This is a genomic window from Ignavibacteria bacterium (assembly GCA_017302895.1).
In the GTDB taxonomy this organism is placed as follows: Bacteria; Bacteroidota; Ignavibacteria; order Ignavibacteriales; family Ignavibacteriaceae; genus UTCHB3.
In genome coordinates this window covers 706908-719738 of sequence record JAFLBV010000002.1, presented here as the reverse complement: position 1 = coordinate 719738, position 12831 = coordinate 706908, and the positions used below count along the sequence as shown (strand labels likewise).

Below are 12831 nucleotides of genomic sequence, written 5' to 3'. Positions count from 1 at the left end.
GATATTTAATGAGGTGGCTAAGCCTTGTTCTGATTTTTTTTCTTCTTTGGAGCTTTTCAGGAAATGGTCAATCAGGTTCTTACAAGATCAAGGTGCAGTATCTGCCGGTAAAGGTAAGCAACAAATACGAACTCGAGGCGACCGGAGTAAAACCCGGGAGCGAGATAATCACAATCAGGGATAAAGTGCTGCTTCAGACCGACTATACTATTGACTATCTTTCAGGTTTCTTCTCTCTCTCCGAATCACTTTCATATTCAATTTTTGATACACTGAGAATTGAGTATCAGGCTCTTCAATCCTCCCTGTCGAAGATTTATAAAAAACGGGAACTGCAGTCTTTTGTGACCCTGGCAGGGGAAGATACCATCAGGGGATTCAAAGGTTTTGACTCCTTCCTGTCTCCCGATAACATTTTTGGGCAGAACATTCAAAAGAGCGGAACCCTTGTTAGAGGTTTTACTTTTGGAACGAATAAAGATCTCTCGCTTCAAAGCGGGTTGAAGCTTCAGTTAAGCGGGAAACTGACTGATGATATAGAAATTGTTGCTGCACTTTCTGACGAGAATACTCCAATTCAACCGGAAGGGAACACTGAAAGACTTGACGAAATAGACAAGGTATTTATCCAGATTACACACCCAAATGCGAGAGGCGTTTTTGGCGACTACGATCTTATTTCAAGCCGTGGAGAATTTGGCAGGGTGAGCCGAAAACTTCAGGGTTTATACGGAGAGGTGAAATACGATAAATTCAACGGTTTTTTCGCTTTGGCGAGTTCGAGAGGAAAGTTTAATTCAAATGTGTTTCAAGGACAGGAGGGAGTGCAGGGACCATACAGATTATCAGGCAGCAATGGTGAAAGGGACATCATAATAATAGCCGGATCGGAAAAAGTTTTTCTGAACGGAGAAGAAATGCGACGGGGTGACAATAATGACTATACAATTGATTATTCCAGTGGTGAACTGATCTTTACTACAAGAAGAGTAATCACCTCTTCATCCAGAATAAATGTTGATTTCGAGTATTCAGACAGGAAATATGGAAGGAATTTTTTCTCAGCAGGTACTGATGGTGAACTCTTCAGCTCAAAGCTGAAATACAGCCTGCAATTTATTCAGGAGGGTGATGACAAAGATAATCCAATCGATTTTTCCCTTTCCGATCAGGACAAGGAGATTCTCAAAAATGCGGGCGGAGACAGAAACAAAGCCACAAAACCGGGTGAGAGGCTGGCGGATCCTGATTCAACAGGAAGAAGAAACGGGTTTTACGAAAAACGCGATACAGTGACGGGAACCGGTCAGGCTTTGCAATATTATTTGTATAATCCGGGTTCACAGAATGCTGTTTATAATGTCTCATTCAGTTATACCGGTGCGGGAAACGGTGATTATACCCGAGAATCGATCGGGAAGTTCAGGTATGTCGGGAAAGGGATTGGGGTCTATTCTCCTGTAATTTTCATCCCTCTGCCGGAAAAACGGCAGGCAGCAAATTTTGTGATAGAGTACCAACCACTGGAATACCTTCGGTTCAAAGGTGAGATTGCCGGGAGTATTTTGAACAAAAACCAGTTCTCAACTCTTGAAGGTACCTCTGCAACCGGTTTTGCCCGAAATTTTGAGGCGATTTTCAATCCTGTAACTTTTTCACTTTTCAATGTTGACTTCAGTTCTCTCACCCTGAAATACAGGGAAAGATTTGTCGCTGCAGATTTCAGTTCCCCAGATAGATTTAATTCGGTGGAGTTCGACAGAGATTACAATACGGGAAATCTTACCCAACGGGGGGATGAAATCCTCCGTGAGGCAGGCTTCTCATTATACCCGATCCCGGGCACCGGAGTGGATGTTTCCTATGGCTACCTGAAAAACGGAAATAATTTCGTCTCGGAAAGAATAAATGGTGCGTTCAGATCATTTGAGCAGGGGGAGAGAGACATTTCCTACAGTGCAGATTTTGTTTCAACAGAAAATGTGTTGCTCAAGAGCGGATGGCTTAAGCAAAAGGCAGCGGGTAACTGGAAAATCGGGTTCTTCAGTCCGGGTGTGTTTTTTGAAAGTGAGATCAAAAAGGAGAGGATTGTCTCCAACGACTCACTTCTATCTGGAAGTTATTACTTTTATGAAGCAGGACCACTTCTGGAGATTCCCGCTCTTTGGGGAATTAATTTTACCGGGAAGATGATTTTTAGAGAGGATGAGGTTTCCGAGAAAGGGGTTTTTCTAAAGGAATCGAGGACAACAGGACAGGAAGCAGGGATTAAATATCAGGGAAACAGGGATTTCAATATTGAGATGTCGGTGGCGGTCAGGGAAAAGCGGTATGAACCTTTATTCAAACTTAAGGGATTTTCTGACAACCAAACAGTGCTCTTGAGAATGCGAAGTCGTTTTGCATTGATTGGTAACGGGGTTAACGGGGATCTTTTTTACGAGGCTTCTACCCGAAGGGCTTCTTTGCTCGAGAGGGTTTTTGTTAAAGTGGAGAGAGGAACCGGAAATTACATCTATCTCGGTGATCTTAACAAGAACAGCTTGTACGATGAAAATGAATTCCAACCCGCCATTTATGATGCCGATTTTATAGCTATCACAATTCCGAGTGAAACCTTATACCCTGTAATTGACCTTAAAACCGGATTCAGAGTAAAGATTTTATTCAGAGATCTTGCTGAAGAAGGGCTCTCATTTTTGAAGCCACTGGATTTTATCAGCAGTGAGACAACTGTCAGAGTAGAAGAAAACAGCAAAGAAAACGAGATAGAGAATATATATCTTTTGAAGCTTTCCTACTTTTTGAATGATAAAAATACAATCAGGGGTTCTCAATCGATTCTTCAGGATATTTTTATATTTGAAAACAATTCAGACCTTAATTTTAGATTGCGATTTAATGAGAGGAATAGTTTCACCGAGTTTAGCGGAGGTGCTGAAAGAGGTTTGCTGACCGAACGAAGTCTAAGAACAAGATTACGACTTGTCAGAGAATTCAGTATTCAGGCAGATGTAATGCTCAATTCCAATAACCTTGCAGCTCCACCTGCCTCGCTTCGTAACCGGAAGATTAATTCCACAGATTTCGTTCTCGATTTTTCTTACAGACCTGAAAATTACATAGAGACGGGGTTTATAATAAAAACCGGAGTCACAAAGGACGAGTACCCGACAACTCCAACGGAGCTAAAGTCCAACAGTCAGATTTTAAGAGTTAATTTCTCATTTGCCGGAACCGGGAGAGTAAGATTTGAAGTGGAGAGAGTAGAAATTATTAAAAACGACACTGAAAACTTCCTGCCATTTGAGTTGACCAACGGTAATCTTGTAGGGAAAAACTATTACTGGAGGCTCAATTTTGATTACAGGATATCAACCAACCTTCAGAGCACATTGGGATATGACGGTCGTTCATTGGGTGGAGGCAGAGTGATTCACTCCGCACGGGCGGAAGTCAGAGCATTTTTTTAGGAGGCAAAATGAAAATCATTGATGATATAGTAGAAGCACACATCTTCAGGGGTTCGGGAGAAAATCATGAAATACTCCTGTTGCGAAGAGCTCAGTCTGAGGAAGTTTATCCCGGTCTTTGGCAACCTGTGACGGGCAGAATGCACGAAGGTGAAAAAGCCTGGGAGGCAGCACTTCGGGAGATAAAAGAAGAGACCGGGATTACCCCTGAAGAGTTTTTTGTAGTGCCGAATGTAAATTCTTTTTACAATCCTGCGAAGGATAGTGTAAGTCTTATCCCGGTATTTGCCGGGAAGGTGGATAAAAATGTTGAAGTAATTTTGTCCGAAGAGCACGATGAATATATGTGGTGTTCGCTGGAAGAAGCACTTCCGTTGCTTGCGTGGCCCGGTCAAAGAAAGTCGGCAGAGTTGATAATGAATAAGGCAAGAGATGAAAAAATCTATTTTGATCCGGTTAAGTTGATTTAGAGCAGAAATTTTGTTTAATTACAAGGTTAAGTTTTTTTATTTTCGCTCGCACACATTCATAATGAGGAGTTAGATTTGAGCCTGTTAATAGTCGGTTCCGTCGCCTTTGATTCAGTATCCACCCCTTTCAAGTCTGTAGACAACGCACTTGGAGGTTCTGCCACATATATTTCACTGGCAGCAAGTTATTTTACTGCACCTGCATACATTGTTGGTGTGGTGGGAGACGATTTCCCCAAAAAATATTTCGATCTGTTGGAATCTCACAATGTCAATCTTACCGGAATGCAGGTGGTTGAAGGAGGAAAAACCTTCAGATGGGCAGGCAAATACCATTATGATCTGAACACACGGGATACACTTCTGACCGAATTAAATGTATTTGAATCGTTCAATCCCGTAATTCCCGACAAACTGAGAAAATCCTCATACATCTGTCTCGGGAACATCGACCCGGTTCTTCAGTTAAGAGTGCTTGACCAGCTTGAAAATCCACAATTTGTCGTCTGTGATACGATGAATTATTGGATCGAAGGGAAGAAAGATGTGCTTGCTGAAGTTCTTAAAAGAAGTGATGTGTTAATCATAAATGATTCCGAAGCAAGGCTCTTGGCGCAGGAACCGAACCTGATTAAAGCCGCCAAAATAATCAGGGAAATGGGAGCAAAAATATTAATAATCAAAAAAGGCGAGCATGGTGCTCTGCTTTTTACCGAGGATGTTGTGTTCTCGGCACCGGCATATCCGCTTGAAATGATAAATGACCCAACCGGCGCCGGTGACTCCTTTGCCGGAGGATTTATTGGATATTTGCACAAAACACAGGATTTAAGTCCTTCGAACATCAAGAGGGCGGTTGTCTACGGCAGTACCATGGCATCCTTTTGTGTTGAACAGTTCAGCACAGAAGCACTTGAAAATCTTTCCTATCTGAGGATTCAGGACAGATACAGGGAATTCTTGACGATTTCAAGATTTGATGAGATCTGATTCCTATTTTTCCATAAAATTTCAGGATGGCAGGCTTGTGTTTCTTGATCAAACAAAGCTGCCATCCTGTGAAGAATATATCCATACTGATAACCCGGAGAGAGTGGCTGAAGCAATAAAGCGGCTGGAGATCCGGGGAGCACCCCTGATTGGAATTGCAGCAGCTTATGCTCTGGCTTTGTCTGTTAAAGGAGGTTTTTCCGAGCAGGTTTTCAATTCCGCTTTTCAATTACTCGCCTCAACAAGACCCACTGCAGTAAATCTTTTCAACTGCCTCCAGAGAATGAAACAATTTTGTTTCGAGCTGCCCGGTGAGGAGAGGAATTTTGATAATCTCCTGTCGGAAGCGAAGCGTATTCATTCCGAGGATGAAGCGATGTGTGAACAGATCGCAGAGAACGGTCTTGAAATATTTAACGGGGGTTCAACAGTTCTTACACATTGCAACACGGGAAGACTTGCAACCGGCGGAATCGGTACTGCTTTCGGAGTGATACAAAGGGGATTTGAAAACGGACTGATAAAACATGTCTATGCTGATGAAACCAGACCTCTTTTTCAGGGCTTGAGACTCACTTCCTATGAGCTTTCCAAAAACGGTATTCCTTTCAGCATCATTCCCGACTCAGCCGCCGGAGTCCTGATCAGGGACGGTAAAATCGATCTCGTGATCACGGGAGCCGATCGTATAGCATCCAACGGCGATTCAGCGAACAAACTTGGTACATTTACTTTATCAGTGTTGTGCAAGGAATACAAAGTTCCTTTTTATATTGCCGCACCATCAACTACCATTGATCCCGCTGCGTTGGGATTCTCTGATATCCCGATTGAGGAGAGATCACCAATGGAACTTGTTCAGTATCTTTCATCCGGTTTCACTTCTCTCAATTTCAACTGTTTCAATCCATCCTTCGACATCACTCCTGCGGAAAACATCACAGGGATAATCACCGAAAAAGGTATTTTCAAATTTCCTTTCAGCTTTAGATAATGGGAAACAGTCTCGTAAAAACCGAAGCAATTGTCCTTTCCAGATTGAAGTACAGTGATTCGAGTAACATAATCAGTTTTTACACCAGAACCGGCGGGAAAATAAGCGGACTGGTTAAAGGGGCAAGAAACATTAAATCGAAATCAGGGCTTGCCACTGATGTCCTAAATATTGTTGAGCTTTTCTATTATGACAAAGAGGGAAGAGAACTCTATACAATCAACTCCGCAGAACTGATTTTTCATCCCAAAGAAATCATGACCGACCTCGAGGCGATAAGTTGTGCCACTTCAGTAATCGAACTATTAAAAGAACTTACTTCGCCGCACGAGGAGAACGACAGACTATTTAGAGGGACTGAAAAAATTATCAGATTAATGGACTCCAAAAAAGAGCCTTCCTTGATACTGTTACTAAGATATTTCCTGTTTATCCTGGATGAGTCGGGTGTGGGGATTCATTCGCAGACATGTTCATCATGTGGTTGTGAAATTTCAAAAGAAACAGGTGTCAGGTTTGATCCCGGATTTGGAATTTTGTGCGAGAAATGTGCGTTAGAAAAAAGAAGGGGCATATATATTTCCATGGAACTTTATGGTCTCCTTTTCTGTCTAAATAGCGGTAAACCGGTTGACACATTCGAATCAAAATCTGTCAGACAGTTGTTAAATTTACTTGAGACTTACACTCGAACCCATTTTGAAACTTTTAAAGGCTTAAAAGCATTAAAAATATTAGGAGATTTATAGATAAAAACTTACTTCCTGGTTATCTATTTAACAATTAAACAGTAGGATTAGAAAATGAGAGGAAAGAGCGTTCTTGGGGCAGTTGCCCTTGTAGTACTCGGAATTCTTTTTGGAGCGGTTTTGGTTTCAGGCTTCGGTTGGGTAAAGCCCGGTCTCGCTGATGTAAAGCTTGGAGCCGACAGGTCACCCGTCATGCCAAATGCAGAGCTTAACAATTTCAGTCAGGCATTTATCGAAGTGTCTGAAAAGGTTACCCCTTCGATTGTCCAAATCAATGTTGTTGCTGAGGCAAAGAAAGGACAGGGATTCGACTTCTTTCCATTCGGCGACTTGGATGGCTCTCCCAAGGAATCGGAAGGTTCAGGAAGCGGTATTATCATCAGCAACGACGGTTACATTCTTACCAACAATCATGTGGTGGAGAATGCAAAACGGGTTGAGGTAATACTGAATGACAGAAGAAAATTTGAAGCCAAGGTGATCGGCACAGACCCGTTGACAGATCTTGGAGTAATAAAGATTAATGCAACAAATCTCCCTGCCGCATATCTTGGGAACAGTGATGGTCTCAAAGTCGGTCAGTGGGTAATGGCGATTGGTAATCCACTTTCACTTTCTTCAACAGTGACAGCCGGAATAATCAGTGCATTAAACAGGGGTTCTCTCCGGTTAATCAATGACAGCTACGGTGTTGAAAATTTCATTCAGACAGATGCAGTAATCAACCCGGGTAACAGTGGTGGTGCACTTGTCGATTTAAATGGTGCAGTAATTGGAGTGAATACTGCGATTGCCACCAGAACAGGAACATACATCGGATATGGTTTTGCCATTCCGATCAACCTCGCTCAAACTGTTGCAAAAGATCTTATTGCTAATGGTAAGGTCAGCAGGGGTTACATTGGTGTACAGATCAGAGAAGTGGATGCTGCACTCGCAAAATCTCTCGGATTGAACAGACCAACAGGTGTCATTATCGAAAAGGTGGTTGAAGGCGGTTCTGCAGCAGATGCCGATATCAAAAAAGGTGATGTGATCCTGAAGATAGACGGTAAAGAAGTGAATGCACCCAATACTCTGCAAAGTCATGTTGCTGGAAAGAGTGCAGGTTCAAAAGTTGTCCTTACCATATGGAGAGACAACAAGGAGATAGAAAGGACTGTCACCCTGAAACCAAGAGGTGATGACAATGTGGCTGTGAAAGACAACGCAGACAGACCCGAAAAGGAAGACAATTCGTCTGCAGAGCAAATTAAACTTGAGAACATTGGCTTAACCCTCCGGAACTTAAAAGCTGACGAGTTAAAAAAATACAAGCTTGACAACGGAGTATTTATTGCGGATGTGAAGCCATACAGCCTTGCTTATGATCAGGGCCTTGGAAGAGGACTCGTGATTACAAGAGCGGACAGAAAAGATGTATCAACTGTAGCTGAAATAGAAAAAATATTCAAAAACAGCAAAGGCAGGGCAGTACTTCTCGAGGTCGCGGATAATCAGGGCAATTCAAGATATGTGGGAATAGAGATTCCTGATTAAACCATAAATTAAACATTTCCTAAAAAATGCCGGTCTGACCGGCATTTTTTTTTATTTTTGGCAACACAATTTCGGAAATTATGTCACAGATAAGATATTTAACAGCCGGTGAATCCCACGGCAAAACATTAGTAGTCATCATCGAAGGATTTCCCTCAAATCTTCGCATTGATTTAGATAAAATAAATGAGGAACTTGCCCGCAGGCAAGGCGGATACGGCAGGGGCGGAAGAATGAAAATCGAGAAAGACACCGCCGAAATCGTTTCAGGTGTACGGTTTGGAAAAACCACCGGCTCACCAATATCTGTCCTTGTAAAGAATCGTGACTGGGAGAACTGGGGAACAAAAATGTCGGTTGAACCTGTCGAGGAGGAAATCGAAAAGATAGTCATTCCAAGACCTGGACATGCGGATCTGGTGGGGGTGACCAAATATAATCTCGATGATATACGAAACTCAATCGAAAGATCAAGTGCGAGAGAAACAGCAGTTAGAGTTGTCGCAGGGGCATTCGCAAAACAGTTGTTATCGCAATATGGAGTTGAGATTTCAAGCTTTGTTGAGAGTATTGGGGGAGTTAACGGTTCAGGAGATTTGTATTCCCGATTATTGAACAAACACGAAGTCAATTTTGCTCAGATTCTCACAACAGTTGAGGAGAGTGAGCTCAGGATACCTGACCGCGAAAAAGAGGAAGGAATTAAGGATAGAATTCGACTCGCAAAGAAGGATGGTGACACTCTGGGTGGCGTTTTTGCAGTAGTGGCACAGGGACTGGTTCCCGGAGTCGGCAGTTTTGTTCATTACGACAGGAAACTGGATGCCGCAATTTCTCATTCGATGATGTCGATCAATGCAGTTAAGGGTGTGGAAATCGGGACAGGGTTTGAAGGGGCGGTAGTACCCGGATCGATGGTACATGATGAGATAATTTTGAAAGACGGGGTTATTTCAAGAAAAACCAACAGGGCAGGTGGAATTGAAGGTGGCACGACCAATGGTGAGAATATTTTAGTCAGAGCAGCCATGAAACCAATCGCCACCCTGATGATGCCACTAAGGAGCATTGATCTCTCAACTTTTGAAGAAATTGATGCACGCAGGGAGAGAAGTGATTTTACCGCTGTTCCTGCCTGTGCAGTAATCGGTGAGAGTGTTCTTGCCTGGACACTCGCTGCATTTTATCTCGACAAGTTTGGCGGTGACTCGGTTGAAGAGTCAGTTGACAACTTCACTCAATACAAAAGCAAGATATATCAGAGATTAAGAGAAAATTTTGGGAGGGAAAATGAAAATTAAATCGTTTGTCTTCAGTCCTTTTGATGAGAATACTTTTGTGGTCTTCGATGAGGTAACCAAAGAGACCGCGATTGTGGATCCCGGATGTTACAGCCTCGAGGAGGAGCAGGAGCTTTCAGATTTTATTGATGAGAACCGGCTTAAAGTTAAATATCTGATCAATACCCACTGTCATCTTGACCATATTTTCGGAAATAATTTTGTCAAACGGCAATACAACCCTGAATACCTTATTCCGGCAAAAGACCTTTTCCTGCTCGAGAATGCTCCCAAAATGGGTAGGGCATTCGGCATCGAGATGGAAGAAGTAACACTGCCCGATGGATTCTATGATGAAAATTACACTTTCAAAATCGGAAGGTATATATTTGAGCCAATTTTCACACCGGGACATACTCCCGGAGAGTACTGTCTCTATTGTGCCGAAGAGAAAATTTTGATCGCCGGGGATGTACTCTTTGCAGGGAGCATCGGGCGAACTGATCTTTGGGGAGGAGACTACGACATTTTAATCAATTCAATTAAATCAAAATTGTTAACCCTGCCTGATGACACGGTTGTTTATCCCGGGCACGGAGAGAGCACAACGATAGGAAAAGAAAAAGCTACAAATACTTTTCTGGTGTGAGGCTCATTTCCGATAAATTTGTATAAATTTCAGAATGAAAATCTGAATTTTGCACAAAATTTTACCGGCATACAAAATGAAAAAGCTTAACAAAATATTATTCCTTTCTCTCATCCTCGTTTCTACCTCATTTTCGCAATTAAATTTCGATACAGTCTCCAATCTCCAGGTTGGTATGGGTATCTTTTACAAAAAGTATATAGAATACAGCAAACCGTGGAATATCTATGTTTTGGAAATCGACATGAATGTTCCTTACAATTCAATTGAAACGATAAAGGCTCAAGACAGACTCGCAGGTTACGAAAAGACAAGCGCGATGGCGCGAAGAAGATCATTTCCGGGACACATCGCTGTGGGAGCTATTAATGGCGATTTTTACGGCGGCACCGGAATCCCGATCAACATCCAAATTCGTGACGGACAGTTGCTCAGAAGACCAAGTGTCCAATCGACTGTAGGATTCAGTGACAACAAAAAACCAATGCTTGCAAGAGTGAATTTCTCTGCATCGGTTAAGAAAGGTAACTCTGCGACTGTCATCAATGGCGTGAATGAAAACAGGGGTACAAATCAACTGATTCTTTTCAACAAGTTTAATGGTACAAACACAGGAACGAATATTTACGGTACTGAAGTGGCAGTAAAAAGCGTTTCGCAGTGGTACGCAAACGATACCGTAATTTGTGTTGTGACAAACAAGGTGACGGGTACGGGAGGTATGGCTCTGAATGATTCGACCTCTGTGCTTTCAGGCAACGGTACAGCAGCCACATGGTTGAATAGTCTTGCGGTTGGTGATACAGTCAAGATATTTATGGGTTTGTCACCCGGAGTTGCAAAACTAAAAGAACTGATCGGTGGTTTCCCAAAGATCGTTTATAACGGGGCTGATTATGTTGATCAGGGTTATCTCGAAGAGGGAGGACCTTCACACACATATGAAAGACATCCGCGTACCGCTGTCGGGTTCTCTCAGGATTCAAGCAAGATTTATTTTATAGCAGTCGACGGAAGGTCTGCACAAAGTATTGGAATGACCCTTCACGAACTTGCTGATTTTATGCAAAGAATTGGAGTTTATCAGGGAATTAACTTCGATGGTGGTGGCTCAACAACCATGTTTGTTCGCGATTCCGTAATGAATGTTACTTCTGATGGAGTTGAGAGAACAGTAGCCAACGCAATGGCTGTCTTCACTTCAAGTCCACAGGGATCCCTTGACAGAATCCGGATTTCACCGGGGTCATACCGGTTATATCATGGGGAATCGGTATCGTTCTCGACTTACGGATTTGATCAGTATTATAATCCTGTCCCGCTCACACAAGGGACTCCGGTTTATTCGGTTACACCGGGTATTGGTACACTGACCGGGAACACCTTTACTGCAGGCAACAACCCCGATACAGGTTATGTTTATGTCAACTATCAGGGATTTCGTGATTCGGCGCTGATAGTTGTAAAAGGAATAACAAGGATACAGTTGAGTCCGCGTTATTCTGTAACAGATTCAACCCGTATACTGGAGGTGAAGGCTCAGGCCTGGGATATGGACGGTACACCCCGTAATCTGGAAGCGAATTTGTACACATGGTCAGTCTCTGATCCAACAGTCGGCACAATAGACTCCACAGGAAAATTTAAGGGTCGCGACAACGGTTTTGTCACTGTCTTTGCGGATCATCGCGGGAACAAAGATTCTGTTTTGATCTCGGTTGAGATTGGTGAAGGAATCCGGCTGATTGATGGCATGGACGACCTGCAGGCATGGACAGTGGATTACCTTCTGATGGATACGACAGGAACAAATTTGTCGATCGCTATCGATACTTTTACCACTGCACCCGGTTCATTTAAATTGAATTACAAATTTACTTATGAAACCGGGGTTTTCAATTATATTTACCTGAAGACCGATAAACAGATTTACGGAGTTCCTGATTCGATTCATGTGGATGTGAAGGCTGATGGACCTCAGCACCATGTTACATGGCTGGTTACAGATGAAAACGATGAACTTTTCAGAATTACCATGCCTCAATACATCACTTCCGTAATTTTTCAGGAGACAAAAACTCCTGTCAACAGGGCAGTTCCTGGAGGAACGACGGGCACACTTTACTTTCCTTTGAAGCTGAAAGAAATCCAAATAAGGATGGGAAGTTCGAGAGTGCCGGGACAGGTTTATTCGGGTACTATATACATGGATAATCTAAGAGTTTCTTATCCCACAGAGGCGCCTGTCTCAGTAAAGGATATGGAAATGCCGTCAGGTTTTGGGTTATGGGGCAACTTCCCGAATCCGTTCAATCCTGAAACGACAATTTCTTATTCCCTGGATAAAGCCGGCAATACTTTGCTTGATATCTACGATATAACCGGGGCAAAAATAGAGAGTCTCGTCAATGCTTTTCAGTCTCCCGGAAAATATCACGCAACCTGGAAAGGGAACAAATACACAAGTGGAGTTTACTTTGCCGTATTAAACCGGGAAGGGGATATCAGGGTTCACAAGATGGTACTGTTAAAATGAGAACCTCGGAACTTCAGAACTTTAGAACCTCAGAACTCTTGTTCGCCAAGCATCTGGATATCAGAGGTTCAGAAACTCTGAGGTACTGAAGTTCCGTAAATTATAATAAAGATCAACTGAAATTCTGAAAATATATTGTATATTTACGCGT

Annotated in this window: 9 protein-coding genes; all 9 read left to right on the top strand. The window is 42.7% G+C overall.

The features are described 5' to 3' along the window. Positions 1 to 8 precede the first annotated feature (8 nt). A complete protein-coding gene (locus tag J0L60_10690; GenBank protein MBN8546582.1) occupies positions 9 to 3473 on the top strand; it encodes a hypothetical protein in 3465 nt (1154 codons plus the stop codon). Between the two features lie 8 nt (positions 3474 to 3481). Continuing rightward, positions 3482 to 3943, top strand: coding sequence for an NUDIX domain-containing protein (locus tag J0L60_10685; GenBank protein ID MBN8546581.1), 462 nt, complete (start codon positions 3482 to 3484; stop codon positions 3941 to 3943). A gap of 75 nt (positions 3944 to 4018) precedes the next feature. Next, positions 4019 to 4933, top strand: a complete 915-nt coding sequence (locus J0L60_10680) for a sugar kinase (protein MBN8546580.1) — start codon at positions 4019 to 4021, stop codon at positions 4931 to 4933. Beyond that, positions 4923 to 5927 carry an S-methyl-5-thioribose-1-phosphate isomerase gene (mtnA, locus tag J0L60_10675; GenBank protein MBN8546579.1) on the top strand — a complete coding sequence of 335 codons (1005 nt, stop codon included), beginning with the start codon at positions 4923 to 4925 and terminating at the stop codon, positions 5925 to 5927. Before J0L60_10680 ends, mtnA begins: the two co-directional genes overlap by 11 nt. Further along, positions 5927 to 6676 (top strand): DNA repair protein RecO, encoded by a 750-nt coding sequence (gene recO / locus J0L60_10670; protein ID MBN8546578.1) that lies wholly within the window; start codon positions 5927 to 5929, stop codon positions 6674 to 6676. The genes mtnA and recO overlap by 1 nt, the downstream gene beginning before the upstream one ends. Before the next feature lie 54 nt (positions 6677 to 6730). Further along, positions 6731 to 8215: a Do family serine endopeptidase gene (locus tag J0L60_10665; protein MBN8546577.1), complete on the top strand. Its 1485-nt coding sequence runs from the start codon at positions 6731 to 6733 to the stop codon at positions 8213 to 8215. An 89-nt stretch (positions 8216 to 8304) separates the two neighbouring features. After that, positions 8305 to 9516 (top strand): chorismate synthase, encoded by a 1212-nt coding sequence (gene aroC / locus J0L60_10660; protein ID MBN8546576.1) that lies wholly within the window; start codon positions 8305 to 8307, stop codon positions 9514 to 9516. After that, positions 9506 to 10144: an MBL fold metallo-hydrolase gene (locus J0L60_10655; protein ID MBN8546575.1), complete on the top strand. Its 639-nt coding sequence runs from the start codon at positions 9506 to 9508 to the stop codon at positions 10142 to 10144. Before aroC ends, J0L60_10655 begins: the two co-directional genes overlap by 11 nt. A gap of 76 nt (positions 10145 to 10220) precedes the next feature. After that, complete coding sequence (locus J0L60_10650; protein ID MBN8546574.1) at positions 10221 to 12680, top strand: phosphodiester glycosidase family protein; 2460 nt, start codon at positions 10221 to 10223, stop codon at positions 12678 to 12680. Positions 12681 to 12831 lie beyond the last annotated feature (151 nt).